The organism is Actinophytocola sp. (genome assembly GCF_009379765.1).
GTDB lineage: Bacteria > Actinomycetota > Actinomycetes > Mycobacteriales > Pseudonocardiaceae > Actinophytocola.
In genome coordinates this window covers 1-21,548 of the sequence record NZ_WHTD01000143.1, presented here as the reverse complement: position 1 = coordinate 21,548, position 21,548 = coordinate 1, and the positions used below count along the sequence as shown (strand labels likewise).

28 protein-coding genes and 1 pseudogene are annotated in these 21,548 nt (G+C 71.0%); 14 read left to right on the top strand and 15 right to left on the bottom strand.

Annotated features, from left to right (window positions below; genetic code table 11):
• Positions 1-119: 119 nt before the first annotated feature.
• Entirely contained in the window at positions 120-1,316 is a 1,197-nt protein-coding gene (gene rocD / locus GEV28_RS32490) for an ornithine--oxo-acid transaminase (RefSeq protein WP_291416470.1), read from the top strand.
• Between the two features lie 74 nt (positions 1,317-1,390).
• Here the strand turns inward: rocD and GEV28_RS32485 are convergent, their stop codons facing one another.
• Positions 1,391-3,019 carry an ABC-F family ATP-binding cassette domain-containing protein gene (locus tag GEV28_RS32485; protein WP_291416468.1) on the bottom strand — a complete coding sequence of 543 codons (1,629 nt, stop codon included), beginning with the start codon at positions 3,017-3,019 and terminating at the stop codon, positions 1,391-1,393.
• Between the two features lie 138 nt (positions 3,020-3,157).
• Between GEV28_RS32485 and GEV28_RS32480 the strand changes: the two genes are divergently transcribed.
• Together GEV28_RS32480 and GEV28_RS32475 are read left to right on the top strand one after the other, a co-directional pair.
• On the top strand, positions 3,158-3,322 hold the full coding sequence (locus GEV28_RS32480; RefSeq protein ID WP_291416467.1) for a hypothetical protein: 165 nt from the start codon (positions 3,158-3,160) through the stop codon (positions 3,320-3,322).
• 50 nt (positions 3,323-3,372) lie between these two features.
• The gene (locus GEV28_RS32475; RefSeq protein WP_367115243.1) at positions 3,373-4,107 is read left to right on the top strand and encodes an SDR family NAD(P)-dependent oxidoreductase; all 735 of its coding nucleotides are present in this window, start codon (positions 3,373-3,375) and stop codon (positions 4,105-4,107) included.
• On the opposite strand, the gene GEV28_RS32470 is transcribed toward GEV28_RS32475, so the two are convergent.
• The 3 genes from GEV28_RS32470 to GEV28_RS32460 are packed head-to-tail and all read right to left on the bottom strand — an operon-like array spanning position 4,108 to position 6,981.
• Positions 4,108-5,193 (bottom strand): tetratricopeptide repeat protein, encoded by a 1,086-nt coding sequence (locus tag GEV28_RS32470; protein ID WP_291416463.1) that lies wholly within the window; start codon positions 5,191-5,193, stop codon positions 4,108-4,110. It abuts the gene before it with no gap.
• Positions 5,186-5,911, bottom strand: a complete 726-nt coding sequence (locus GEV28_RS32465) for a dihydrofolate reductase family protein (protein WP_291416461.1) — start codon at positions 5,909-5,911, stop codon at positions 5,186-5,188. The genes GEV28_RS32470 and GEV28_RS32465 overlap by 8 nt, the downstream gene beginning before the upstream one ends.
• Positions 5,912-5,913: 2 nt before the next feature.
• A complete protein-coding gene (locus GEV28_RS32460) occupies positions 5,914-6,981 on the bottom strand; it encodes an ATP-dependent DNA ligase (RefSeq protein WP_291416459.1) in 1,068 nt (355 codons plus the stop codon).
• A 78-nt stretch (positions 6,982-7,059) separates the two neighbouring features.
• On the opposite strand from GEV28_RS32460, the gene GEV28_RS32455 reads away from it, so the two are divergent.
• Positions 7,060-8,610, top strand: a complete 1,551-nt coding sequence (locus tag GEV28_RS32455) for an alpha/beta hydrolase (RefSeq protein ID WP_291416458.1) — start codon at positions 7,060-7,062, stop codon at positions 8,608-8,610.
• 16 nt (positions 8,611-8,626) lie between these two features.
• Positions 8,627-9,475, top strand: coding sequence for an endonuclease/exonuclease/phosphatase family protein (locus tag GEV28_RS32450; RefSeq protein ID WP_291416457.1), 849 nt, complete (start codon positions 8,627-8,629; stop codon positions 9,473-9,475).
• 181 nt (positions 9,476-9,656) lie between these two features.
• Here GEV28_RS32450 and GEV28_RS32445 read toward each other — a convergent pair whose 3' ends face one another.
• The gene (locus GEV28_RS32445) at positions 9,657-10,289 is read right to left on the bottom strand and encodes an SDR family oxidoreductase (RefSeq protein ID WP_291416455.1); all 633 of its coding nucleotides are present in this window, start codon (positions 10,287-10,289) and stop codon (positions 9,657-9,659) included.
• A 62-nt stretch (positions 10,290-10,351) separates the two neighbouring features.
• A complete protein-coding gene (locus GEV28_RS32440) occupies positions 10,352-10,555 on the bottom strand; it encodes a hypothetical protein (RefSeq protein ID WP_291416453.1) in 204 nt (67 codons plus the stop codon).
• 232 nt (positions 10,556-10,787) lie between these two features.
• Between GEV28_RS32440 and GEV28_RS32435 the strand changes: the two genes are divergently transcribed.
• Positions 10,788-11,243, top strand: coding sequence for a hypothetical protein (locus GEV28_RS32435; RefSeq protein WP_291416451.1), 456 nt, complete (start codon positions 10,788-10,790; stop codon positions 11,241-11,243).
• A 48-nt stretch (positions 11,244-11,291) separates the two neighbouring features.
• Here the strand turns inward: GEV28_RS32435 and GEV28_RS42700 are convergent, their stop codons facing one another.
• Positions 11,292-11,870 carry an NAD(P)/FAD-dependent oxidoreductase gene (locus GEV28_RS42700; protein ID WP_367115242.1) on the bottom strand — a complete coding sequence of 193 codons (579 nt, stop codon included), beginning with the start codon at positions 11,868-11,870 and terminating at the stop codon, positions 11,292-11,294.
• A 21-nt stretch (positions 11,871-11,891) separates the two neighbouring features.
• Complete coding sequence (locus GEV28_RS42695; RefSeq protein ID WP_367115241.1) at positions 11,892-12,605, bottom strand: FAD-dependent oxidoreductase; 714 nt, start codon at positions 12,603-12,605, stop codon at positions 11,892-11,894.
• Between the two features lie 58 nt (positions 12,606-12,663).
• Between GEV28_RS42695 and GEV28_RS32425 the strand changes: the two genes are divergently transcribed.
• Complete coding sequence (locus GEV28_RS32425; RefSeq protein WP_291416449.1) at positions 12,664-12,972, top strand: hypothetical protein; 309 nt, start codon at positions 12,664-12,666, stop codon at positions 12,970-12,972.
• Positions 12,954-13,157: a helix-turn-helix domain-containing protein gene (locus GEV28_RS32420; protein WP_291416447.1), complete on the top strand. Its 204-nt coding sequence runs from the start codon at positions 12,954-12,956 to the stop codon at positions 13,155-13,157. The genes GEV28_RS32425 and GEV28_RS32420 overlap by 19 nt, the downstream gene beginning before the upstream one ends.
• Positions 13,158-13,161: 4 nt before the next feature.
• Here the strand turns inward: GEV28_RS32420 and GEV28_RS32415 are convergent, their stop codons facing one another.
• Positions 13,162-13,782: a hypothetical protein gene (locus GEV28_RS32415; RefSeq protein ID WP_291416445.1), complete on the bottom strand. Its 621-nt coding sequence runs from the start codon at positions 13,780-13,782 to the stop codon at positions 13,162-13,164.
• Between the two features lie 258 nt (positions 13,783-14,040).
• On the opposite strand from GEV28_RS32415, the gene GEV28_RS32410 reads away from it, so the two are divergent.
• The 3 genes from GEV28_RS32410 (at position 14,041) to GEV28_RS32400 (ending at position 15,831) form a co-directional block, all read left to right on the top strand.
• Positions 14,041-14,655 (top strand): TetR/AcrR family transcriptional regulator, encoded by a 615-nt coding sequence (locus tag GEV28_RS32410; RefSeq protein WP_291416443.1) that lies wholly within the window; start codon positions 14,041-14,043, stop codon positions 14,653-14,655.
• A gap of 22 nt (positions 14,656-14,677) precedes the next feature.
• A complete protein-coding gene (locus tag GEV28_RS32405; RefSeq protein ID WP_291416442.1) occupies positions 14,678-15,448 on the top strand; it encodes an isocitrate lyase/phosphoenolpyruvate mutase family protein in 771 nt (256 codons plus the stop codon).
• Positions 15,449-15,537: 89 nt separating this feature from the next.
• A complete protein-coding gene (locus GEV28_RS32400; RefSeq protein ID WP_291416440.1) occupies positions 15,538-15,831 on the top strand; it encodes a putative quinol monooxygenase in 294 nt (97 codons plus the stop codon).
• A 59-nt stretch (positions 15,832-15,890) separates the two neighbouring features.
• Here the strand turns inward: GEV28_RS32400 and GEV28_RS32395 are convergent, their stop codons facing one another.
• The gene (locus GEV28_RS32395; protein ID WP_291416439.1) at positions 15,891-16,040 is read right to left on the bottom strand and encodes a hypothetical protein; all 150 of its coding nucleotides are present in this window, start codon (positions 16,038-16,040) and stop codon (positions 15,891-15,893) included.
• Positions 16,041-16,468: 428 nt separating this feature from the next.
• On the opposite strand from GEV28_RS32395, the gene GEV28_RS32390 reads away from it, so the two are divergent.
• On the top strand, positions 16,469-16,840 hold the full coding sequence (locus tag GEV28_RS32390) for a TetR/AcrR family transcriptional regulator (RefSeq protein ID WP_367115244.1): 372 nt from the start codon (positions 16,469-16,471) through the stop codon (positions 16,838-16,840).
• A pseudogene (locus tag GEV28_RS42690) lies at positions 16,773-16,916 on the top strand (TetR/AcrR family transcriptional regulator); the annotation flags it as partial. The gene GEV28_RS32390 and the pseudogene GEV28_RS42690, both read left to right, overlap by 68 nt.
• Before the next feature lie 167 nt (positions 16,917-17,083).
• Here GEV28_RS42690 and GEV28_RS32385 read toward each other — a convergent pair.
• Together GEV28_RS32385 and GEV28_RS32380 are read right to left on the bottom strand one after the other, a co-directional pair.
• The gene (locus GEV28_RS32385; protein ID WP_291416435.1) at positions 17,084-18,427 is read right to left on the bottom strand and encodes a Vps62-related protein; all 1,344 of its coding nucleotides are present in this window, start codon (positions 18,425-18,427) and stop codon (positions 17,084-17,086) included.
• 112 nt (positions 18,428-18,539) lie between these two features.
• Entirely contained in the window at positions 18,540-18,965 is a 426-nt protein-coding gene (locus GEV28_RS32380) for a hypothetical protein (protein ID WP_291416433.1), read from the bottom strand.
• Positions 18,966-19,186: 221 nt separating this feature from the next.
• On the opposite strand from GEV28_RS32380, the gene GEV28_RS32375 reads away from it, so the two are divergent.
• Positions 19,187-19,471 carry a DUF3040 domain-containing protein gene (locus tag GEV28_RS32375; protein ID WP_291416431.1) on the top strand — a complete coding sequence of 95 codons (285 nt, stop codon included), beginning with the start codon at positions 19,187-19,189 and terminating at the stop codon, positions 19,469-19,471.
• A gap of 18 nt (positions 19,472-19,489) precedes the next feature.
• Here the strand turns inward: GEV28_RS32375 and GEV28_RS32370 are convergent, their stop codons facing one another.
• The 3 genes from GEV28_RS32370 to msrB all read right to left on the bottom strand — a co-directional run bounded on the left by GEV28_RS32370 (position 19,490) and on the right by msrB (position 21,402).
• A complete protein-coding gene (locus tag GEV28_RS32370) occupies positions 19,490-20,017 on the bottom strand; it encodes a hypothetical protein (protein WP_291416429.1) in 528 nt (175 codons plus the stop codon).
• 167 nt (positions 20,018-20,184) lie between these two features.
• Complete coding sequence (locus tag GEV28_RS32365) at positions 20,185-20,865, bottom strand: helix-turn-helix domain-containing protein (protein ID WP_291416427.1); 681 nt, start codon at positions 20,863-20,865, stop codon at positions 20,185-20,187.
• A 108-nt stretch (positions 20,866-20,973) separates the two neighbouring features.
• On the bottom strand, positions 20,974-21,402 hold the full coding sequence (gene msrB, locus GEV28_RS32360; protein WP_291416425.1) for a peptide-methionine (R)-S-oxide reductase MsrB: 429 nt from the start codon (positions 21,400-21,402) through the stop codon (positions 20,974-20,976).
• Positions 21,403-21,548: the final 146 nt, after the last annotated feature.

Below are 21,548 nucleotides of genomic sequence, written 5' to 3'. Positions count from 1 at the left end.
GGGCACGGGGGGCGACACGATTGGTTGTGGTGGGGGCGGATCACGCAACGAAGGGGCGTTGTGCGCAATGGACTGCGGGTGAAATCGCCGCCGATGGGCCTTAATCTGGTGGTATGTCCATGACTGCGGCCGACCTCATCGCGCTCGACGACCAGTGGAGCACGCACAACTACCACCCGCTGCCGGTGGTGATCGCCGAAGCCGAGGGCGCGTGGGTCACCGACGTGGCCGGCAAGAGGTACCTGGACTTCCTGGCCGGGTACTCGGCGCTCAACTTCGGGCACCGGCACCCGGCGCTGGTCGCCGCGGCCGTGGACCAGCTCGGCAAGGTCACGCTCACCAGCCGGGCGTTCCACCACGACCAGCTCGGGCTGTTCTGCCGCGAGCTGGCCGAGCTCACCGGAACCGAGATGGTGCTGCCGATGAACTCGGGCGCCGAGGCCGTCGAGTCGGCGATCAAGGTCGCACGCAAGTGGGCCTACCAGGTCAAGGGCGTGCCGGACGGCGCCGCGGAGATCATCGTGGCCGGCTCCAACTTCCACGGGCGGACCACCACGATCATCTCCTTCTCCACGGACTCGGTGGCACGCAACGACTTCGGCCCGTTCACCCCCGGCTTCCAGGTCGTGAAGTACGGCGACGCGCAGGCCCTGGAGGCCGCCATCTCGCCGCGTACGGCCGCCGTACTGGTCGAGCCGGTGCAGGGTGAGGCCGGGGTGCTCGTGCCACCTGCCGGCTACTTGCGTGAGGTCCGCCGGCTGTGCGACGACAACAACGTGCTGCTCATCGCCGACGAGATCCAGTCGGGTCTCGCGCGCACCGGCACGCTGTTCGCGTCCGAGCACGAGGGCATCCGGGCGGACCTGTACACGCTGGGCAAGGCCCTCGGCGGCGGCATCCTTCCGGTGTCCGCGGTGGTCGGCCGGCGCGACGTGCTGGGCGTGCTGAAGCCGGGCGAGCACGGCTCGACGTTCGGCGGCAACCCGCTCGCGTGCGCCGTCGGCCGCGCGGTCATCACGCTGCTGTCGACCGGCGAGTTCCAGGAGCGGTCCCGGTCCCTCGGTGCGCACCTCCACCGCCGGCTCGGCGAGCTCGTCGGGCGCGGGGTGGCGGAGGTCCGCGGCCGAGGACTGTGGGCAGGCGTCGAGATCGCCCCCGGCCGGCACGCGCGCCGGATCAGCGAGACGCTGATGGACCGGGGCGTGCTGTGCAAGGAAACCCACGACACGACGCTGCGCGTGGCGCCGCCGCTGGTCATCTCGCAGGCCGACCTGGACCACGGCATAGACACGATCGCCGACGTACTGGCCGACTGAGTCCCGCACCCCCAAGCCCGCGAGTCCAACACTCGCGACCCGCCGAGCCGGGGCGCCGGCGTCCTCGACGGCGTTCAGCGAGCGCGCCGAACCCGCCCCTCGTCCCACACCGGCGAGTCCACCTCGGACACCACGCCGTCCGAACGGAACACCAGGAACCGGTCGAACGAGCGCGCGAACCACCGGTCGTGGGTGACCGCGAGCACCGTGCCGGTGAACTCCTCCAGCGCGTCCTGCAACGCTTCCGCCGACGTCAGGTCCAGGTTGTCCGTCGGCTCGTCCAGCAGGAGCAGCGTCGCCCCCGACAGCTCCAGCAGCAGGATCTGGAACCGCGCCTGCTGCCCGCCGGACAACGTCTCGAACCGCTGCTCGCGCGCCGCCGCCAGGCCGTACCGGGACAGCACGGCCGACGCCCGCCCCTGGTCCATGCCGGACCGGTCGCCGTCGCCGTGCCACAGGATGTCCGTCAGGGTCCGGCCGACCCACTCCCGATGCTGGTGCGTCTGCGCGAACAGGCCCGGTACCACCCGCGCGCCGAGCCGCGCTCGGCCCGAGTGCGTCACGTCGTCGCCGGCGAGCAGGCGCAGGAAGTGGCTCTTGCCGGACCCGTTCGAGCCCAGCACGCACACCCGGTCGGCGAAGAACACCTCCAGGTCGAACGGCTTCATCAGCCCGGTCAGCTCCAGCGAGGCGCAGGTGATCGCCCGCAGCCCGGTCCGCCCGCCGCGCAGCCGCGGCCGCACCGGCGGCTCGCGCGGCGGCAGCGGCGGCGGGCCCGCCTCCTCGAACTTGCGCAGCCGGGTCTGCGCCGCCCGGTACCGCGAGGTCAGCGCGTCGCTGTTCATCGCGGCCTGTTGCAACGACCGGACGAGCTCCTTGAGCTTCTCGTGCTCCTCGTCCCAGCGCCTGCGCAGCTCGGCCATCCGCGCCCAGCGCGCCAGCCGCGCCTCGTGCCAGGTGCCGAACCCGCCGCCGTGGACCCAGGTCGTGCCGCCTTCCAGCGTCACCACGTGCGTGGCCGCCGAAGCGAGCAGCTCCCGGTCGTGGCTGACGAGCAGCACCGCCTTGGCGCACTCGGCGAGCCGGCCCTCGAGCCACCGCTTGCCGGGCACGTCGAGGTAGTTGTCCGGCTCGTCGAGCAGCAGGACCTGCTCGCGGCCGGACAGCAGCGCCTCGAGGACCAGCCGCTTCTGCTCGCCGCCGGACAGCGTGCGCACCTCACGGAACCGCGCCCGGTCGAACGGCACCCCGAGCGCGGCGACGGTCACCGTGTCCCACAGGACCTCGATCTGGTAGCCGCCTGACTCGCCCCACGCGTGCAGGGCGTCGGCGTAGCTCAGCTGGGTCGGCTCGTCGTCGGTCTCCATCAGCGCGAGCTCCGCGGCGTCGAGCGCCTCGGCCGCGGCCCGCACCGGCGGCGGCGCGACGGCGAGCAGCAGGTCGCGCACGGTCCGGTCGTCCCGGACCGAGCCGATGAACTGCGGCATCACGCCGAGTCCACCTTGGACGGTGACGCCACCGCCCGCCCGCGGCGCGAGCTCGCCGGCCAGGATGCGCAGCAGCGTGGTCTTGCCGGCGCCGTTCGCGCCGACCAGTGCCACGACCTGACCGGTGCTCACCCGGAACGTCACGTCGTCGAAGAGGTGCCGACCGTCGTCGAGCCGGTGGCCCAGCCCGTTCGCCTCGAGAAATCCCGTGCCCATTCCGCGAATCGTCCGGTACCGCCGCGTTTGACGCGAACGGTTTTCTGTTCCGTGGTAAAGGGAGGCCTTGCCGCGCTATGGATCCGAGGGAGTACGCTGCGTAGCTTGCGAGGGCTGCTGCGACGGAAGGGATTGGTGTTGACCGACACTCCGATCTACGACCAGATCCGCCAGGAGCTCGAGGCCGGCGCCGGTCGAGCCGAGCCGTTCATCGCGAGACGGTCACGAGCCGCCGACGAGTCCGGCGAGTCCGTTTCGGTGTGGTCCCTGGTGAACCAGCGCCGCGCCGGCAACCGCCGCTGAGCCGGCCGCGCACCCGCGCTCGCTGCCTGCCCGCATGCTGAAATGGCCGCGTGACGAACTCCAGTCATCAGTCAGACGCCGAAGCCGTGGGTGCGCTCGGAACCGTCCTGGTCGCGGGCGGCGCCGGGGTCGTCGGCGAGTGTGTGGTGCACGCGCTGCTGGCCCGGGGCGCACGGGTCGTGGTGCCGTCACGCAGCGAGAGTCGGCTGACCGCACTGGCGGGTCGGGTCGACCCGGCGGACCAGGAACGGCTGCATCTCGTGCTTGGCGATGTCGGGACCGAGCAGGGAGCCGCGACACTACGCGACGCCGTCCCGGCCGAACACGGCCCGCTCCGGGCAGTCGTCGCGTCGCTGGGCGCGTGGTGGGAAGGCGAGCAGCTGGTCGATGTGTCCTCCGAGACGTGGGACCGAATCCTCCGGGACAACCTCACCGCCCATTTCCTCGTGGCGCGAACGTTTCTGCCGCTTCTCGATCACACAGCGGCACCCGTGTACGTGACCCTGGCCGGGATCGCCGCTGATCATCCAGAGCCTTTCGCCGCGCCCATCTCGATCACCGGCGCGGCTCAACGCATGATGGTCCGTGCACTCGCCGTGGGCGACATCGGCGCCCGGGTACGGCTGCACGAGGTCGCGATCATGACACCGGTAGTCACGGACCGCTGGATCGGCGCGCCGCCCGAGCCGGACTGGCTGACCGGCGAAGTCGTAGGAAGCTACGTCGCCGACGTGGTCGCGCCGGAGTTCGCGCGGCCGAACGAACTGCTGCTCGAGATCCCGTGATCAACGCCGTTGCGGCCGGTACCTGATCACCAGCCGCAGCAGGCCGAAGAACAGCACGGACCCGAGAAGGACCAGCGACATCGAGGCGAAGTTCTGCCAGAACCCGGTCGCCCGGAACGCCACTACGCCCGAACCAACCAGAAAACCGGCCAGCGCGATGAAGAGTCCGAGGATCTCGACGATCTTGAGTAAACTGTCCGAAACCACCTTCTGCGCATCCTCCTGCTGCTTGCGCAGCTCTGCCTTCGCCGACTCCAGTTGGCTGCTCATCTCCGCTCGGAGCTCGTCCGACACCTGGCGCGCGTGCATGGCGACCTGCGCCAGCACAAGCTTCGACGTGGCGATCAGCGCTCGTTCCCGAACGTAGTCCTGATGCACGATGTTCATCCCGGGCGGGTGCAACTCGATGGCCCGGTCGATCGACACCATCGCCTCGTCGAACCGCTCCAACCGACGGAACGCGTAAGCCCGCCAGAAGTACAGGTTCGCCTCGTCCTCGCCGCGGTTGATCATCTCGTCGGACAGCCGGATGATCCGCTCCGCCTGACCGTCGACGTCGTTGCCGAACCACAGCGCGTGCAGGCACACGTTACGGGTCACCTGGTCCGCGTTCGGCGACTCCAATGACTCTTCGACGTCGCGTAGCGCCCTGCTTGCCTGCCGGCCGAGACCGGCGAACCCGGACAGCGCGAGAAACAGTGCGTCGTCCGGGTCGGCCTTCAACCAAACCGGCACCTGCGCGCCGAGTGCCTCGAACCTAAAGTCGAACCGCAGCCGGAACCCGTGCAGGTACCGGCGGCACAGCTCCCGGGTGCTGGCGGGACCAGCGTCGTCGGCGCTGACGATCGGCAGTGACTGACCGACATCCCTCGCCTGCCAGGCGAGCGTGCTGACAGTCGCCCGCAAGACATGCGGCTCCACATCGCACTCGCTGGCGAGTTCCGCCAGCTCGTCGATCCACGTCGGCGACTTCGACCGCGCACGACGCAACAGGTGCGCCCGCAGAACCTCGGTTCGTGCCGTCGGCGACGGCGCCTTCGCCAGCCTCGCCTTGACCGCCGCTCGCTTGTCATCCTGCTTAGTCACGTGCTCGCACCCCGTAGCGGAGGAACACCTGGCCATCCTCCTCGTAGACCTCGGACAGTGTCAGTTCCTCGCGCCGGCGTGGATTGTCCACCAGCCGGCGGTTGCGCCCCGGCATGATCGACGGGGCCAGGCTCACCACCAACTCGTCGACCAGCCCGGCCCGAAACAGCTCCGTCGCCAGACCGGGACCGCCCTCGCACAGCACGGCACACAGCCCGAACCGGTCCCGCAGCGCACCGAGCCCGGCGTCGAGATCAACAGTGGCTTCGCCGTGCACGAGGACCTGGTCAGCCGGCAGCCGAGGGGTAGGCGCGCGCCCACAGGTCAGAACGAGAGTAGGTGTACCCGAGTCGGTGAACGCCGGCAGCGACCAGTCGAGGTCTCCGCTCCCGGTGACCACGACGAGCGGTGCAACCTCCGGACGTCCGGCCTCGCGGCGCCGGGCCCGGTACTCGGCGGGCGGCCGGTGCGGCGGATACCGACCGGTGCGGACGCTGCCGGCGCCGACGAGGATCGCATCGGCCACCCCGCGCAGGGCGCGCAACAGGCGCTTGTCCGCGGGGCGCCCCAGCCGCGACGTCCACCCCGCCTCGTCGGTGGTCGAGCCATCGACGCTCATCACCATGCTCAGTCGGACCTGGGCGACGCCGCCCGGCGAGTTGTTGAAGGAGGAGAACAGGTCGACGTCCGCCGCCTGGTCGGGGAGAAGTCGTCGCACGGCTACTTCGTGCCGAGGATGTCGTCGATGTCGAACCGGACCGGCTGCTCAAGCTGCCCGTAGGTGCACGACGACGGCTCCCGGTCCGGGCGCCAGCGGACGAACTGCGTCGTGTGCCGGAACCGCGGGCCCTCCATGTAGTCGTAGCGCACCTCGAGCACCCGCTCCGGGCGCAGCGGGATGAACGACAGGTCCTTGCCCGCGTTCCACCGGCTGACCTCGTTCTTGCGCGGCGTCCGCTCCCCCGCCTCGTGCGCCGCCCACGCCCACGGGTGGTCGTCGAACGTGGTGACGAGCGGCTGCAGCTCGACCATCAGCTCCTTGCGCCGCGCCATCGGGAACGCGCCGACCACGCCGACCGACGCCAGCTTGCCCGCGTCGTCGTGCAGCCCGAGCAGCAACGACCCGACCGCGTCCGGACCGGACTTGTGCACCCGGTAGCCGGCGAGCACGCAGTCCGCGGTCCGCTCGTGCTTGATCTTCTTCATGACCCGCTTGTCCGGCTGGTAGGGCTCGCCGAGCTGCTTGGCGATCAGCCCGTCCAGTCCTGCGCCCTCGAACAGGTTGAACCACTCGGCGGCCACCTCCTTGTCGGTGGTGCCGAGGGTGAGGTGCACGGGTGCCTTTGCTGAGGCCAGCGCCTTTTCCAGGGCCGCCCGGCGATCGCCGAACGGGCGTTCCAGGTACGACTCGTCGCCCAGCGCGAGCAGGTCGAACGCGACGAAGCTCGCCGGGGTCTGCTCGGACAGCAGCTTGACCCGGCTCGCCGCCGGGTGGATCCGCTGCTGGAGGGCCTCCCAGTCGAGGCCGTGCTTCTCCGTGCTGGCGATCACGATCTCGCCGTCGAGGACGCACCGCTGCGGCAGGTTGGCCTTGAGCGCCTCGACGATCTCCGGGAAGTACCTGGTCATCGGGCGCTCGTTGCGGCTGCCGATCTCGACCTCGTCGCCGTCTCGGAAGACGATCGACCGGAAGCCGTCCCACTTCGGTTCGTAGAACTGGCCGTCGGGGATGGCGGGCACGGCTTTGGCCAGCATCGGCGGCACGGGTGGCATCACAGGCAGCTGCACCCGGCCATTCTTACTCACGGAACCCTCACCCGTGGCGTGCGACGCTGCGGTTCTGTCGAGGATGTAGGAGGAGGCCAGGTGACCGGCCTGGGCTGGGTGCGGCGGTTCGCCGTTCTGTTCGCGACTGCCGGACTCGTCGCCGGGTGCACCGCGGGCCCGTCGGCGCGGCCCGGGATCGTCGTGCAGGAGGCGCCGGACGCCAGCAGCGCGGCGCCGACCGCCACCCCCGAGGTGCCGCCGCTGGAGGAGATGACCGGCGGCATGGCCTGGCGGGAGTGCTCCGAGGAGGTCCGCGGCAGGCTCGCCGAGCAGAAGCTGCCGGGCTGGCTGCCGATCGAGTGCGGCAAGATCAACGCGGTCCTCGACTCCCCCTACGCGCCCGGCCGCGGCGTCGCCCGCGTGCAGCTGCTGCGCGCGGGCAAGGGCCCGGTGCCGCTGGTCGTGGTCAACGACGTCGACGGGCTGCCCGGCACGCTGTACGCAGCCCGGCTGGCCGCGACGCTGCCGCAGGAGTTCTTCGAGAAGTTCTCGCTCATCGGCATGGACCGGCGCGGCACCGGCAACTCCGCCGCGGCCAACTGCGTACCCGAGGAGGTCCGGCGCACGATTGTCGACGCCGACCCGGCCGACCTGCCGATCGACGTGTGGCTGGAGGCCGCGCAGACCGCGGGCCAGCGGTGCTCGATCGCGCTGGAGAGCCAGCTACCGGCGCTCGACACCTGGCGCACCGCCGCCGACCTCGACACCTTGCGTGACGCGATGGGCGTGACCCGGCTCAACGGCATCGGGCACGGCGAGGGCTCGCGCGTGCTGTCGGTGTTCGCCGACCGGTTTCCCGACAAGGTCGGCCGGCTGGTGCTGGACGGCGTGCCCGACCCGACCCAGGACGCCGCGGTCGCGCTCGAGGGCATCGCGAAGGGCGCCGAGGCCGCCTACGACGCGTTCTCCACCGACTGCGTCAACCGCCACTGCGAGCTGGGCAGCCAGCCGAAGCGCGCGCTGCTGGAACTGCTCGGCACGCTGCGGGACAGCCCCATGACCGAGCCGGACGCGCTGGACATCACCGCCGGGTCGGCGATGCACGCGGTGATGATCGGGTTGTCCGACCGGTCCACCTGGCCCGCGCTGTCCGCGGCGCTCGCGAAGGCCGGCGACGGCGACCCGAGCGGGCTCGTGTCGCTGCTCGTCCCGGTCGTGATCGGCACCGACGTCCAGGCCGCGACGCTGGACTCGACGCTCGTGATCAGCTGCAACGACACCAAGACCCGGTTGTCCCCCGGGCGGATCGAGGAGTACGGCAAGGACTGGAAGAAGCGGTTCCCGACGTTCGGCGCGCTGGCCGCGCAGCGGCTCGCGCTGTGCAGCCCGTGGACGGTGCCGAACCAGCCGCTGCCGACACCGACCGCGCGCGACGCCCCGCCGGTCATGGTGATCGGCACCGCGAGCGACGCGGTCACCCCGGAGGAGGGCAGCAAGCGGGCCGCGCAGCAGCTCGCGTCGGGGGTGTACGTGTCCTGGCAGGGCGGCGGGCACGGCGCCCTGGGTTTCTCTCCGTGTGCCACGGCCGCCGCCGTGAGTTTCCTCACCGACGCTAAGGTGCCGCGCAACGGGACGGTCTGCCCACCCTGACGGAGGTCTTCACGCGATGCGCCGGCTCCCCCTGCTCCTGGCCGCACTGCTCACCCTGTCCTTGCTCGGCACCCCCGCGTCCGCGGCACCGGCTCACGGGCCCGGCCGGGACGTGCCGCTGCGGGTGATGAACTTCAACATCCACACCGGCATCGGCAGCGACACCGCGCTCGACCTTGCGCGGACCGCCGCCGTGATCCGGGACAGCCGCGCCGACGTGGTCGGCCTGCAGGAGGTCGACGTCCACTGGGACGCCCGCAGCGACTTCCGCGACCAGGCCGCCGACCTGGCCCGGCAGCTGCACATGTGGGTGTTCTTCGCACCGATCTACGACCTGCCGCCGCTGACCGAGGGCGCACCGCGGCGCCGGTACGGAGTCGCCGTGCTGAGCCGGCACCCGATCGTGTCGGCGGAGAACCACCTGCTCACCCGACTGTCCACTCAGGACCCGAACCCGGTGCCCGCGCCGGCGCCCGGGTTCGCCGAGGCGGTGGTGCTGGTGCGCGGCGTGCCGGTGCACGTCTACGCGACGCACCTGGACTACCGGGCCGACCCCGCGGTGCGGGAGCTGCAGGTGGCGGACACGCTGCGCATCCTCGCCGAGGACCGGCGCGGTGCCCGGCAGGTCCTGCTGGGCGACCTCAACGCCGAGCCGACCGCGCCCGAGCTCGCTCCACTGTGGACCCGGCTGTCGGACGCGTGGACCTCGGCCGAGCCGGGCCCGACATATCCGGCGGACATGCCGGCGAAGCGGATCGACTACGTGACGGTGTCCTCGGGGATCGAGGTGCGCGACACGGCGGTGGTCGACACGCTCGCGTCGGACCACCGACCGGTCGTCGCGGACCTCGCGGTGCGCCGCTAGTGTCCTGAGTCGGGAGTTCGGCGCCAGATCCGGTGATCCGCGTGGTGGCTGGCAAGGCGGCGGGAAGTCCTCGCGCCGACCAACGGCAGCTCAGGGGACCGTGACGGTACCCAGCCACAAACCACCGGAGGTCCGCACCGTTCGCTGGGACGCAACCAACACTTTTAATTCCGGTGCGCCGCTAGGCGAACAGGTACTCCCGCTCCCACTCGGCGCGTGGCTGGGTGTGCAGGCGCCAGTACTGCTCGGCGATGTCGTCCGGGTCGTAGGCCGTGCCAGGAGCCACGACGCCGGCGACGGTCACCGTGGCGACGTGCACACCGTGCGACCGGTACTCCATGTCGAGCATGGTGACGAGCGACCGCACGCCGGCCTTGCCCAGGGAGAGGCTGACGTATCGCGGCTTCGGCTCGGGCATGCCGCCGGTGATGAGGAACGTGCCGTGACCGCGCCCGGCCATGCCGGGGAGCACGTGCGCCGCGGCGATGAGCGCCCCGACCACGTTGACCGTCCAGGCCTCCTGGTGCTGCCGCACGGACAGCTCACCGGGCACGTCGGCCTGGATGACCGCCGCGTTGTAGACCACGGCGTCGGGCGGGCCGAGCTCGGCGGCGGCCACGTCGAGGGCGCCACGCAACGCTTCCTCGTCGGCGACATCCACCGGCACGGCGAACGCCCCCACCGCCTCGGCGACCGCATTGAGCTTGTCCTTGTCCCGGGCCATGACCGCGACCGGCAGGCCCTCCTTGGCGAACCGGCGGGCGACCGACCGGCCGATGCCCGGCCCCGCCCCGATGACCACCGCTCCCGACATGTCCTCCTCTTTCCCTGTCCGCTGGCGACTGCCTGCTGGCGACAAGGAAGGGCGGCGCGAGGTTATTCCTCGTCTTCTGAACGAACCCGGTACTCGCAGCCGTATTCAACCGCGTAGCACAGGTCGTAGTGGTGGACGATCTTCGGGCCTTCGTGGAGGTGCACATGGGTTACCGTGGTGCGCGGCTCGTCGGGCAGCTCTGCCAGCGTGTCCACTCGACCGTCGAGTGGCCCGCCGACATAGCGAACGACGTACGGCTTCGTCACGGTGACCTCTCCTGCTCGATGTTCGTCGGACCCTTCCGATGCTTCCTGCTGAGGTGGTGGAAATCAACCGCGGTTACCGCGATCGGGTCGCGAGGAGGTCGAAGACGGTGGTCAGGCCCCCGTCAAGCCGCCGTCCGGTCGCTGGACCTGCGCTGGATCGACGGGTATTCCGTGAACCTGTAACGATTTCGATCGACGTGACGACTGTTGGGCAGCAGCGCGAGGAGTCTTCATGACAACCGAGGAGACGAACGGACCGCGGCATCGCTGGCCGCTCTGGCCGTGGCTGGTCCTGACCGTCGCCGGTGTCGTGGTGACCGCGGTGGCCGCTGTCGTGGGCACCGTCGCGCGCGGCGAGCCGGAGGAGTCGGCCCCGGCCACGCCCACCCGGGTGACGGTGACCCGGTTCGAGACGGCGACCGTCACGGAGACGGTGACAGTGAGCCCGTCCGGCCCGCTGTCGGAGTTCCGGGACGGCCTGTTCGAGATCGGCGTCGACGTCCAGCCCGGCACGTACCGGACGGACGGCCCGGACGGCAGCAACGCGGGCGGCTGCTACTGGAGCCGCACCGACGCGGCGGGCGACGTGATCGCCAACGGCGTGGTCAACGAGCCGGGCACCGTCACCGTCGCGGCCGGCGAGAGCATCGACACGGCAGGGTGCCTGGTCTGGCGCCGCGCCGCGTGACCACCGCGTGCCCGGCCGGCGGACGCCACGGCGCCGGGCACCCGGTGCTCACCCGGGCCGGCCGGGTCGGTCAGGACGGGCCCGACGCACCACGGCACCGACCCACCCAGGCGCGGGATGCCCGCCGCCCAACCGGTGGTGATCGGTGCGTGCTCGGTGGCCTGCGCGGCCGAACCGATCCGGCGCGAACGGCGCCAGCTCCGGCGCGTCCCGACCGTCCAGCACGAGCGAGGCGAGCAACGCGGCGGTCGCCGGTGCCAGGGTGAGGCCGAGCGTTCCGGGTCCGGTCGCCGTGAACAGGCCGGGGTGGCCGGGAACCGCGCCGATGATCGGCAGGCTGTCCGGGGTGGCCGGGCGCATGCCGGCGAGCCGGACGGCCGGCCCGGTCGGGGTCCAGTCGGGCAGGTAGCGGCGGGCGCGGCGCAGCACGTGGCGGATCGGGCGGGCCCGGCCGGCGCCGTCGCGGGCGCCGAGCTCGAACATGCCCGAGATCCGCAGCCCGCCGTCGAACGGGGTGCACGCCACGTTGGCCTCGATGAGCTTCAGCGGGTGGGTCGGCACGGGTCCCGTGCCGAGCGCGGTGATGCTGTAGCCCTTGCCCGCCCGCAGCCGCACGACCAGGCCCACCTGGCGCAGGAGAGCCGCGGTTCACGTGCCGGCGGCGAGCACGACCCGGTCGGCCCGTACCGCACCGGTGTGCGTCGCGACCCGCCAGCCGTCCGGCGCCGGCTCGACGCCGAGAACCTCGCACGAGCCAGGCGCGCAGTCCGGCCACGAACGTCTCCGGCCGCACGTGTGCCTCGTCGCGCAGGCGCACCCCGCCGAGGGCCCCGGGACCGAGCGTCGGCTCCACCTCTCGCACGGACGGCCCCCGATGAACCGAGTACCGGCCGCCGTAGCCGGCGTCGCGGGCGGACTCGGCGAGCTCGACCGCCTCGTGCAGGCCGGTCTGGTGCGGGCGGCGAGCAGCAGCCCTGCCTGGTGCGTCTCGAAGTCCACACCGGACTCGCGAAGCGCCTCGAACCTTTCCACCGCAAGGGTTCCCAGTCCTAGCAGGGCCCGGATGCCAGCGCGATGCCGGGACGCCGTGCCTTCCCGGAGGAACCCGGCGCACCAGCGCAGCAACCCGGCCGACGGCAACCCGCCCAGCAGCACCGAGCCGTCCCCGCGCAGCGTCGCCCGCGCGGTGCCGAGCACGACACCCGGCCCGGACAGCGGCGGCACGACCCAGCCCGCGTTGGCCATCGCCGCCCCGCCGTCCGGCTCGCCCCGGTCGAGCACCACCATCTCGGCGCCGGCCCTGGCCAACTCCAGCGCGGTGCACAGCCCGACCGGGCCGCCACCGACGACGGCGACCCGCATCAGGCGTCCCGATCCTGGTCGCGGATCACCTCGTCGACATAGAACCGCCCTGCCGCGCATGGACGGTGACGCCGCCGGTGTCCTGGCCGCGTGTCACCGCGCGGCGGCGAGCCTGCGGGACGGACACGGTGTGACCGCCGTGTTCGGCGTCGGCGCACCCGCCGACGGCGTGCTCGCACTGCACGAGTCCATTCAGGACGCACGCGGCGCGCTACGGCTGGGCGGCGGAGCGGTGCGCGACATCGCGGAGCTGCGGCTACCGCTGCTGCTGACCGGCCTCGAGCACCGGCCCCGAGCCCGGTTCACCGACCAGCTCCTGCGCCGGGTGCGCACCGAGCACGACTGGCCGTGCTGCGTGCCACGGTGATCGCCTGGTGCGAGAGCGGCAGCCACCTCGTGCGCACCGCGCGCGCACCGCACGTCCACCGCAACGCCGTCATCTACCGGCTCGACCGGATCAGCCGGCTGACCGGCAGGGACATCCGCGCCCACCGATACGCGATCGCCCTGTACGTCGCATGCCTCGCCGAGCCGGTCGACCGCTCTTCGTGACGGGTCACGTCCGCAGTGCCGCGTCGTCGACCTGGACCGGGTAGCCCGCGCGGAGCACGGCCACCGACGACGGCGGCGTGACGACGGTCGCGGTGCCCGACCTGGGTGCGCGTCGGTGCCCCACGTATCCCTCGCGCGTCCACACCGCGAGGTGCCCGTCGACGACGAGCGCGGGCGTCTCTCCCAACAGGACGAACGCCCCGTCCGGCAGGCCGGCCCACGGCATCTCGTGGAAACGCCGCCGACGCGTCCCGCGCACGATCCGCTCTCCGTGGAGCTGCCTGTTCATCTCCACCGCGGACGGCCGGCCGCCACCGAGCTCGGCCTCCCACGCGTCCCGATAGGACCGGTAGCTCGCGCGCCGGCACTCACCGCAGGGCCGGTGCCCGGCGGCCAACGAGACCGCCTCGTCGTGGAAGTAGAGGTGCGTCCAGCGGTTCGGCAGCCACTGCTCCCGCCACCGGCCGCGGAACTCCAGGGCGCAGGTGATCCAGAGGTCGCTCGCATGGAACCGCACGATCTCCCGGCCCGAGTGGAGGATCCCGCGGTTTCCGGTCCACGCCCCGCGAAGGGGGAACGCCTCGATCTCGCCGGTGGGCGTGACCCGGTTCCTGCTCGGCGCCATCGTCGTTCCTTCCACCGTGGACTTCAGGTCAGAACAGCCTTCCCGCATCGGCGGCCGGCGGCTCCTCCAGGCTCAACAAGAAGCGCTTCCGGTCCATGCCGCCGGCCCGTCGGCGACGAGCGTGAGCTCGCCCAGCGGCGAGGTCGTGACCGGGTGCCGGACACATGTCCCTCACTCCTCCTAGTTCCTGGGCAACAGAGACCACTACATGCCTATTTTTATGGTCTGCCAAGCCCAGTTTTGTATATGGTGGCCGTCATGACGGAGACGACGCACAAGCTGACGCCGAAGGGGCTGGCCACCCGGGCCCGCATCGTCGAGGCCGCGGCACAGCTCATCTACGAGCGCGGCGTGCACGGCACGAACAACGAGCTGCTGCGCAGGGCGGCGAGCGTGAGCGGGTCACAGCTCAACCACTACTTCCCGGACAAGGAGAGCTGGGTCCGCGCCGTCATCCAGTGGCGGGCCGACAACGTCATCGCCCTCCATCGGCGGGAGGAGCTCGGAGAGCTCGACAGCCTCGAGGCCCTGCGCCGGTGGGCGGACTCCTACATCGGCTGGGAGCCGGCCGGCAAGGGCGGCTGCGGCTACGGGTCGCTGGCCGCCGAGATCATCAAGACCGACCTGGCCGTGCACGACGACCTCCAGGCAGGCTTCGAACGCTGGGAGGAGCTGTTCCGACGCGGCCTGCGCAAGATGCGCGACCGCGGCGTCCTGCGCCCCGACGCCAACCCCGACCACCTCACCCACGTGGTGATGGCCGCCTTCCAGGGCGGCATGCTCCTCGCCCAGGCAGCCGGAGACGTCGCCCCGCTGCGCGACGCGCTCGACGGCGCGCTCGCCTACATCGCCACCTTCACGCCGGCCGGCTGACCTCGATCGAGAGGACGATCCGATGACCTTCGCGGAGCTGCACCATCGCGACACCCCGCTCGTCCTGCCGAACGCCTGGGACGTGCCGTCCGCGCTGGCGCTGGCCGCCGCGGGCTTCGAGGCGATCGGCACCACCAGCTTCGGCGTCGCCGCCAGCCACGGCCGCCCCGACGGCGGCCGCGCCACCGCCGGCGCCAACCTGGCACTCGCCCGCGCGCTCGCGCCCGTGCCGGGCTACGTCAGCATGGACGTCGAGGACGGCTACGCCGACGATCCGGACGAGGTCGCCGAGTACATCGCCCACCTGCCGGTCGACGGCGTCAACGTCGAAGACAGCACCGCCGAGGCGCTCATCCCGCCACCCGTCCACGCCGCCAAGGTCGCCGCGATCAAACGCCGGCGGCCCGAGCTGTTCGTCAACGCACGGGTCGACACCTACTGGCTCGGCCAGCACGCCACCGTCGAGGAGACCCTCGACCGCGCGACGGCCTACGTCCGCGCCGGCGCGGACGGCATCTTCGTTCCCGGTGCCACCGACCCGGCCGTGCTGCGCGAGCTCACCACGAACATCCCGGTGCCCGTCAACGTGCTGCCCGTCCCCGGACTGACCGTCGCCGACCTGAAGGGGCTCGGCGTCCGCCGCGTGAGCACCGGGTCGCTCCCCTATCGCGCGGCCGTCCACGCCGCCGTCACGGCCGCCCTCGCCGTCCGCGACGGCGGGACGATCCCGGAGGCCGTCGCCTACCCGGAGCTCCAGTCCCGCCTCGTCACCTACGCGTCGTCCGACAACTAGGCCATGTCTCGTGGATCTTGGATCGTGGTATTCGCGCCCAGCTGCCCCCTGGCCGCGTTGTCGAAAGGCCCGCATACAAGGAGGACACCATGTCCCAGCTCCAGGTGATCGCCCGCTACACCGTCTCGGCCGGCAAGGAGGACGAGCTCTCCGAGCTTCTCCCGCGGCTCGCCGAAGCCAGCCGGTCGGAACCCGGCAACGTGTCGTTCGCGGTCTACCACGCCCTCGACGACCCGCGCGACGTCGTGCTCCTCGAGCGCTACGCCTCCCGCGAAGCCTTCGCCCGGCACCGTGGGACCGAGCACTTCACGAGCCTCGTCCTCGACCGCATCGTGCCGCTCCTCGACAGCCGGGCGGTCGAGACGTACGACGTCATCGAATGAGGCACCCGTACCGCGCCTCGCCCGGCGAGACCCGGTGCCGAAGCAGCTGATCGGTCTCCTCAGCCGGACAGCGCCCGGCGCACCAGGGATCGCAGGGCCGGGACGACCTCCGCGTCGAGCCAGGGGTTCTCCGACTGCCAGCGGAAGTTGAGCGGCGACGGGTGCACCAGCGGGATCACCGACGGCAGGTACTCCCGGTACGCGCGCACCGTCCGCGTCAGGTTCGGAGGATCGGGAGAACGAGGTGCGGCAGCTCGTCGAGGATCCGCCGGCCCGATGATCGCCACCCGCGCGGCCGGCGCCACCGAGTAGCTCGGCTCGTGGCCGAGCCCCCGGGCCCACGCGGTGGGCGACGAGCTCCGCCCGGATCCTGTCGAGACTGCTCGGCACTCGACGCCCTCCTCCGTAAACCGGACTGTCTGGTCCAAGACCAGTAGGACGATCGCCGAACCTGTGATGGCGGGGCGCAACTGGTCTTCGCTCCCTGTCTCGGACCGGACCATGCGGTCCAGGCCGGGACCACGCATGCGCTAGCCTGTCCGATGTGGCCGATCCGGACGACACAGCGCGGCCGGCCCGGCTGACCGCGCGCGGAGAGGCGACCAAGGCCCGGATCCTGCAGGCGGCCGTGGAGCTGATGCACGCGAAGGGCGTGGCCGCGACGACGCTGGACGACATCCGCGCGGCCAGCGGCACCAGCAAGTCGCAGCTCTACAGCTACTTCTCCGGCAAGGACGCGGTGGTCCGCGAGGTCGTCGAGGCACAGGCGACCGCGCTGCTGGAGCGCCAGGAGCAGCAACTGCGCCGGCTGGGCTCGCCGCGCGGGGCTGGTTCGCTGGCGCGACATCATGGTCCACCGCAACGCGCTTCGCAACGGCGCGTACGGGTGCCCGCTCGGCTCCCTCGCCAACGAGCTCGCCGATCAGAACGAGCAAGCTCGGGCAGCCCTCGCCGAGCACTTCGCGACCTGGGAACGGTTGCTGGCCGCCGGTCTCGGCCGGATGCGTGACACCGGTCGGCTGCGGCCCGACGCGGACCCGGCCGAGCTGGCGACCGGCATCATGGCCGCGCTCCAGGGCGGGTACCTCCTCGCCCGGACCGCGCACGACGTGACACCGATGAGGATCGCGCTCGACATGGCCATCGACCACGTCCGGACGTCGAGCCGAAGTAGGGTCGCATCGGACCAGAAGGTCCAGCCGGTCGTCGCTCAACAACTCGAAGGCATGTCTAGAAAGTCCATTGTGGACAGTCAGCGGGTCAGCTCGGCCCACACGGTGACGGTGTCGGGGTCGCTGCGCCCCGCGTACTCGAGGTGCAGACCGTCCGCGGTGGGGGTCAGCGTGATGAGACCCTCGACCGTGCACGGGCTCTTCGGCATCGCGTCGATGTGTTCGGCCACCACGAGCCGGTCCGCCCGAGCCTCGTCGAGGGTGAGCGAGCCGCTGCAGTCCAGGCCCGGGTAGCGCACGTCGCCGACCCGCTCGCCGACCGCGCCGTCGCGGATGGTCAGCTCGACGTGGTAGGTCTTGTCGCTGGTCGGCTGGTCCACGGGCGCCGGCGACCGCCAGCTCCCCTGGAACGCTGCCGGCACGCCGTTGGCCGCCGGCCGCGACCGCGACGGAACCGGCGGGCCCGCCGTGGCCGTGGGCTCCAGCGGGCCGAGGCAGGCCTTGTCGGCGAACACCGACTCGGCCCGGCCGGGATACGGGCCGCGCGGGCCGTTGCTGCCCTCTATGCCGTCCTGACTCCCCCACAGTCCCCGGTAGCCCCACCATGGTTGGTCGACGACCGGTCGCGCAGTGTCCCATGTGGACCATCGGGTGCCCTGGGACGTCTCGTCGGTGACGCCGGGCACGCTCGTGGTCGCGGCGTACGCACCGGCGCGGTGGTACGAGCCGTGCGAGCCGTCGGCGGCGTAGGTGACCGGGCGGCCGTCGATCTTCTCGGCGTCGTCCCACTCCACCTTGCACGGGCCCTCGTTGTGCTTCCAGAAGGTCAGCCCGGTCGGCTCGCCGTCCTCCAGCCGCACGGCGACCCGCTCCCAGTCTCCCTCGTGGTTGTTGACGAAGTCGTTGTAGCCGTAGAACAGCCAGTACACGTACGCGGTGGTGTGCCCGTCGCCCTTGTCGTAGTACTCCCAATAGGCCGGGGCACTCGGGCCGTCCCCTCGCCGCACCTCGTCGGTGTTCGCGGGATCCAGGTAGAAGTCACCGTCCGCTCCGCCATCGACGTCCTTGTCGGAGGCGAAGGTCGGGCTCTTGTCCTCGCAGTCCTTGGCGGTGTAGGCGCCGTCGCCGTGCCCGGCCAACCTCGACCCGTCGACATCCCTGGCGACCGTCACCTCCGGACGCCCGTTCCGGCAGTCGTAGTTGAACCGCAGCTCTGACTCCGCGATGAACCTGTCGGCGTCCATCGGCATGTTCTTCTCGCCGTCGGCCAGCCACACCGCCGGCGCGAACCGCTCGGCCTCGGCGCGGGTGTCGACCTTGGGCGACGGATCGCCGGTCGACCTCGGCAGGTCGTCGTCCTCGCACCCGCTCGTGAGAAGCACGAGCACGGTCACGCCGACGAGCCCCGACTTCCAGGACAGCATTGATCGCCCCCATATGTTTCGGGTCACCGTACGCCCCCCGGCCGGAGTGATCTTGGCGACACGCCTCCCATCACGGCCAGGTCGTCATCGAGATCAGCGCCGACGGGGTGACTCAGGCGGCCAGCAGGAGGATGCCGCCGAAGGCCAGTGCCGCGACCTTGATGGTCTCCAGGGCGATGTAGGCATGGTGGCCGCGCGATCGAGGCGCGTCGTCGCCGACGAGGACAGCGTCGGATCGGCGGGTCAGCCTCGGCCGCACCGCCGCCAGCTGAACCACCAGTGCCGCGACGGTGACCGCGATCGGGGCCACCACGCGGGTCGGCGGCTGGTCGAGCACGACGCAGACCAGCAACACCACCGCCAGGACGACCTCGACGGTGTTCAGCGCCCGGAAGACGAGCCGTCCGATGCCGAGCCCGATCCGCAGCGTCACCCCGGGCGCCCGGAACTTCATCGGCGTCTCCAGGAACGAGATCGCCAGCACCATGCCGAGCCAGACGAAGATCACCGCGGCCGCGACCGCCCGCCCCGTACTCACGGAGCCGTCGTCACGATGCCAGCCGCGGCAGGCCGCCCGGTCACGTACACCATGCCCGAAGTTTACACAGTGTTCAGTCGTATAAACTAGCGAGGGCGGTCCAACGTGACTGGAGCTGTACCCATCCGAACTATATCGTGATACGATATAAATCCGATGGACAGGAGATGTCGCCGCGGATCGCGTCGAGGCGTCATCCACCGGCAGTCAGGAGGTGCGCGATGCTCGACAAGCACGAGCACGAGGCACTGGTCGAGATCCAGCGTGGCCTGCGGGCCGAAGATCCGGACTTCACCCGCACGTTCCACACCGCGATGGACAACCTCCCACAACATCGGCACCACACCACGGTCGCGATCGCTGCCATCGCGGCGCTGGGCATCGTCATGGTCGCGCTGGGACTGCCGGGCTTGGCGTTGTTGTTCGTCGCCATCGCGACCGGTGCCGTCATGGCGTGGGGTCGCCGAGAGGCGATTCGCCGATGGATCAACCAAGAGCCCGACTGAAACGTACCTGGTCCGATCTCAGAGTGCGGTCACGACAGAGAACAACGCACCCGCGAGTAAGGCCGTCCCTACGCAGAGACCGTTCATCGCGCTTACCGGAAGCGACCGCGACCGGGCCAACGGAATGGCCGCGAGCGCTGCGATCGTGACGAGCGCGCCGACCCCATGGATCGCCGGATATCCGATGATCACCGCAACCGGAAACAGGTGGACGCCGACGACGAGCGCGATCCAGACCGGGACGATGTCCCTGCGGCCGCGGGCTCCCAGCACCGCCGCGCCGACACCGGCCAGGACGAGCTCGATGCCGACGACGACGCCGAAGGTGATGCTCGTGTCCTCGTCGAACGCCGTGCCGTCGCCCCAGCGCCGCCAGACCAGAAGCCCGCCGGCGACCATGGTCACCAACGACACGACGGAACCCGCGAGCAGCCACCGCCGCCACGACTTCGGGGGATGCTCCTGCGCCCAGCCGAACCACGCGGAGCCGAAGAAGCCGAAGATGGCGGCGGTCGCCGCGGCATCACGGAGAAACACGGTCGCCATCGCGGTCCTCCTCGAGGTTCGTCCGGAGAACCATAGTGGACAGACGATGGGCATCCGCTACGAGCACAACGCCCGCCGCGCACAGTGTTCACCGAGGCGCCGGTCCTCTTCGGCATCGACAAGTTCGCGAGCCGCGCCGCGCACTCCTGACGTGCGACGTCGAGCCGTCAATCCGTCGAGGCGAGGTGGGCCAGGCACAATGACGGCTCGACGAACGGATCCAACCGCGTGGCGGTGATCGGGGCCCGTACCTCCGCCAGCACGCCTCGCATCAGTCCGAGGTGGAGGGAACACACGACCTCGCTGTGCTGCTCGGCGATCTCGCGAAACGGGCAGTGGTGCAAGGGGATCACCGGTGCATCCGCATCGAGCACGGCACCGGGGGCGAACCCGGCGTCCGCGAGCACGGTCGACAAGCGCCGGATGCCGTCGTCGGCATCGACCTTCTGCAAGGGCGCCGGCCGATCGGCAAGGTAGTGCCCCCACGCTTCGCCGGCCCGGACGGCGGCCTGCTCGGGCTGGGGCAGCACGTCGACCACCAGGGTGGTGAGCATCTCGGTCAGCAGGCGGTAGCTGCGCCTACCCGGCGGAACGTCGGCGGGCTCGGCCCGGTACACCATGCGGGGACGTCCGGGCTGGCCGCGCTCCTCCACCGCACGCTGGGCGAGCCCCGCATCGACCAGCCCGTCCAGATGGAACCGTGCCGTGTTGGCGTGCAGGCTCATGCGGTCGGCGATCTCCTGCACACCCAGCGGGCCGTCGGTGGCGTGCAGGATCTCCAAGACCCGGCGGCGACTGTCCCCGAGCACCGGACCCTGGCTCGAGTCGCTCAACGTCTGCTCGCTCATCTGGTTATTTTACATGCGTGAGTTAATAGAAACTAGTCAGCCCGGGTCTGGCCGGACGGGTTCTCCCGCACGTGGGTCCGGCCACGATCCCCGACCCGACGTGAGTGGTCACTCCTCGCCGGCGGGAACCAGCCTCAGGGAGATCGAGTTGATGCAGTAGCGCTGGTCGGTGGGGGTGCCATAGCCCTCGCCCTCGAACACGTGACCCAGGTGGCTGTGGCACGTGGCGCACAGGACCTCGACGCGGACCATCCCCATCGCGCGGTCCTCGCGCAGGATGACCTTGTCACCGGCCAGCGGGCTCCAGAACGACGGCCAGCCGCAATGCGACTCGAACTTCGTGTCGCTGCGGAAGAGCTCAGTGCCGCACGCGCGGCACTCGTACGCGCCGGTGGTCTTGGTGTCGGTGTACTCGCCGGTCCACGGGCGCTCGGTGGCGGCCTGGCGCAGCACCGCGTACTCCTCGGCGGTCAGCTGCTGGCGCCACTCGTCCTCGGACTTGACCACGCGTGGGGTGGCCTCGACTTCGGGGTTCATACCTCCACGCTAGCCGGGTATTCCGCACATGGGGGTTGATCAACTCGAGTTGGTTGTCGGGTGCGGTACTTGATCATCTTAGGGTGGTGGGGTCGACGCCGAGTAGATCCAGGAGCCGGGCCTGAAGTGGTGAGGGTTGGGGGATG

Coding starts and splice junctions, on each gene's coding strand:
- GEV28_RS32485 (WP_291416468.1), bottom strand. CDS start 3,019: ATGGGCACGGGATTTCTCGAGGCGAACGGGCTGGGCCACCGGCTCGAC.
- GEV28_RS32450 (WP_291416457.1), top strand. CDS start 8,627: ATGCGCCGGCTCCCCCTGCTCCTGGCCGCACTGCTCACCCTGTCCTTG.
- GEV28_RS32405 (WP_291416442.1), top strand. CDS start 14,678: ATGACCTTCGCGGAGCTGCACCATCGCGACACCCCGCTCGTCCTGCCG.
- GEV28_RS32390 (WP_367115244.1), top strand. CDS start 16,469: ATGCACGCGAAGGGCGTGGCCGCGACGACGCTGGACGACATCCGCGCG.
- GEV28_RS32375 (WP_291416431.1), top strand. CDS start 19,187: ATGCTCGACAAGCACGAGCACGAGGCACTGGTCGAGATCCAGCGTGGC.
- GEV28_RS32435 (WP_291416451.1), top strand. CDS start 10,788: ATGACAACCGAGGAGACGAACGGACCGCGGCATCGCTGGCCGCTCTGG.
- msrB (WP_291416425.1), bottom strand. CDS start 21,402: ATGAACCCCGAAGTCGAGGCCACCCCACGCGTGGTCAAGTCCGAGGAC.
- GEV28_RS42695 (WP_367115241.1), bottom strand. CDS start 12,605: ATGCGGGTCGCCGTCGTCGGTGGCGGCCCGGTCGGGCTGTGCACCGCG.
- GEV28_RS32400 (WP_291416440.1), top strand. CDS start 15,538: ATGTCCCAGCTCCAGGTGATCGCCCGCTACACCGTCTCGGCCGGCAAG.
- GEV28_RS32415 (WP_291416445.1), bottom strand. CDS start 13,782: ATGGCGCCGAGCAGGAACCGGGTCACGCCCACCGGCGAGATCGAGGCG.
- rocD (WP_291416470.1), top strand. CDS start 120: ATGACTGCGGCCGACCTCATCGCGCTCGACGACCAGTGGAGCACGCAC.
- GEV28_RS32445 (WP_291416455.1), bottom strand. CDS start 10,289: ATGTCGGGAGCGGTGGTCATCGGGGCGGGGCCGGGCATCGGCCGGTCG.
- GEV28_RS32365 (WP_291416427.1), bottom strand. CDS start 20,865: ATGAGCGAGCAGACGTTGAGCGACTCGAGCCAGGGTCCGGTGCTCGGG.
- GEV28_RS32425 (WP_291416449.1), top strand. CDS start 12,664: ATGGACGGTGACGCCGCCGGTGTCCTGGCCGCGTGTCACCGCGCGGCG.
- GEV28_RS32370 (WP_291416429.1), bottom strand. CDS start 20,017: ATGGCGACCGTGTTTCTCCGTGATGCCGCGGCGACCGCCGCCATCTTC.
- GEV28_RS32385 (WP_291416435.1), bottom strand. CDS start 18,427: ATGCTGTCCTGGAAGTCGGGGCTCGTCGGCGTGACCGTGCTCGTGCTT.
- GEV28_RS32410 (WP_291416443.1), top strand. CDS start 14,041: ATGACGGAGACGACGCACAAGCTGACGCCGAAGGGGCTGGCCACCCGG.